The sequence below is a fragment of the Finegoldia magna genome (assembly GCF_003182075.1).
Classification (GTDB): domain Bacteria; phylum Bacillota; class Clostridia; order Tissierellales; family Peptoniphilaceae; genus Finegoldia; species Finegoldia magna.
Window position 1 is genome coordinate 1 of record NZ_QGTH01000050.1, and the last position, 1,829, is coordinate 1,829.

The 1,829-nt window shown below is 31.7% G+C and carries 3 protein-coding genes and 1 pseudogene; all 4 read right to left on the reverse strand.

The annotated features are described in order from the left end of the window. Window positions 1-344, reverse strand: a pseudogene (locus tag DES33_RS09495) (VirB4-like conjugal transfer ATPase, CD1110 family); the annotation flags it as partial. Continuing rightward, window positions 235-645: a PrgI family protein gene (locus tag DES33_RS09500; RefSeq protein WP_110058836.1), complete on the reverse strand. Its 411-nt coding sequence runs from the start codon at window positions 643-645 to the stop codon at window positions 235-237. The pseudogene DES33_RS09495 and the gene DES33_RS09500, both read right to left, overlap by 110 nt. Before the next feature lies 1 nt (window position 646). Next, window positions 647-937, reverse strand: a complete 291-nt coding sequence (locus tag DES33_RS09505; RefSeq protein ID WP_110058837.1) for a hypothetical protein — start codon at window positions 935-937, stop codon at window positions 647-649. A 9-nt stretch (window positions 938-946) separates the two neighbouring features. After that, window positions 947-1,810 carry a VirB6/TrbL-like conjugal transfer protein, CD1112 family gene (locus DES33_RS09510; RefSeq protein ID WP_110058838.1) on the reverse strand — a complete coding sequence of 288 codons (864 nt, stop codon included), beginning with the start codon at window positions 1,808-1,810 and terminating at the stop codon, window positions 947-949. Between the last annotated feature and the right edge of the window lie 19 nt (window positions 1,811-1,829).

The window sequence follows — 1,829 nt, forward strand, 5'->3', positions numbered from 1 at the left end:
AGTTCAATGTGGACACTTGGATCAAAAGAATTTAAAAAGTTGGCAAATTGGTTAAAGATTAAATCTCTATCTTCTTCCAATGCCAACTGGTAATTTATATCTTGAAATGAAATTGTCTTTGAATAATTTTTTTCATCTAACTGGCAAATGCCCTCTGGTAACATTCTTATATATGGAATAGTGTCCTCAACAGTAAATCTCTTTTTCTCTTTCTTTAAAAGTACACTTAGAAGACTATTTGTTGGATCTTTCTTTGTTTTTAGCCTTCTTACTTCCTTTCGGTCTTTTTTTAATTGTTTTTCCCTTAGATTTAAGTCGCTGATTTGCTTTTTTCTTTGCTTCAAGGTATGCCTCCTTTCTTATTCTCTTAGTTGGTTGATAAAACTTATGAAGATAGAAAAATTTAAAATACTTTTCAAAAGTTAAGGTGTCTTTTTCATATAAGGTTATAAAAAAGATTGGCAGGGTTACTATTAGCATTACAATGATTGAAACATCATTAGGTAGATATTTCTTCATAAATAAATAGGTTGGTATGCCAATTAGTCCTGCCACAGAAAAACCTATTAGTTGCCTTTTAGTTAAGTTAAAGGCAACCTTTGTTTTAATCTTGTCCAAATCTTTTGGTATTGTTACATATGCCATTTTAATCTCCCTCTACTTCTTCTTTGGAAAGTTCAAGTATATGGTCATAATTAGATGTTGTTTCTTCTTCTAGGTAGCTAATTCTTTCTTCTAATTCTTCTTGTTTTTCTTCATTTCTGTCATTGTATTCTCCTTGATACATAACAAATTCATTGTGACATCTTCCGAGCCTATTTATTCTTTTCTTTAAGTTTCTAATCTCTTCATTCCTGTTTTTCTCTTTTAAGATTTCATAAGTTCCTCCCAATAAAATTCCAAGTCCCAATAAAGCACAATTTTTCTTTTTTAACATTTATTCCTCCTAGTGTGTATTCATAATACTTTTTGCAACTGTTCCACTCTTAAACATCATAAGTCCAAGTAGTAGAGCATATCCTAATATACTAAACAAGCTTGCGTGAATATCTGTAACCTGTACCGTTCTTATTAAAACGGTGTAGATACCTAAACATACCATCAAAAACAAACCTTGTAGTCCCAAGGCAAAAAGTCCCTTGATATAATTTGTTCCAATCTGACCCCATTCTTTATTTCCCATAGTCGCAAATGGTATGGATGATACTGATGAGTAGACATATATTTCAAACATACGCCCATATACTATTAATGTTATAACTAGTGAAATTCCTTGAATTGCAATCCTCACTAGGCTTGTTTCAACTAATATCATTAAATGCTCACCAACATCTTTTTCTTTTAATGTATCAACCATTGCAACTATCTGATCTCCTGAAACAGTGGCAGAAGTAGTGATTACCCCTGCCGCTTTGTTTACAAGATTTTGTGCCACATCAAAGACTGCCATTGAAAATTCAAAAGCATGGCTTGCAAGGTAGACTGCTATAAACATCTTTATAATGTATTTGAAAAACTCAAAAGTATCTGTATCATGCATATTATTCTTTTGCATAACCATATTTATGAGTTCAATACATAAAACTGCTGTTATGATAAGACCTGCTATTGGAACAATCACATTATCATTAATGTTTTTTATGAAGTTATATACTTCTCCATTCCAACCCATTGGCGTTTTCCCAACATCAGTTGCAATAACTCCTACCTTGTCATTTATATCTAAGAACATGGACTCAAGATTTGCTTTGATACCTCCGAGTAGCATATCCTTAAAAAATTCAGTTAGCTTGTCAAAGATACCAAACATAGACTTTCTCCTAATTTAA

Excerpts from the sequence above, each read along its gene's own strand:
- DES33_RS09500 (WP_110058836.1), bottom strand. The coding sequence starts at position 645 with ATGGCATATGTAACAATACCAAAAGATTTGGACAAGATTAAAACAAAG.
- DES33_RS09505 (WP_110058837.1), bottom strand. The coding sequence starts at position 937 with ATGTTAAAAAAGAAAAATTGTGCTTTATTGGGACTTGGAATTTTATTG.
- DES33_RS09510 (WP_110058838.1), bottom strand. The coding sequence starts at position 1,810 with ATGTTTGGTATCTTTGACAAGCTAACTGAATTTTTTAAGGATATGCTA.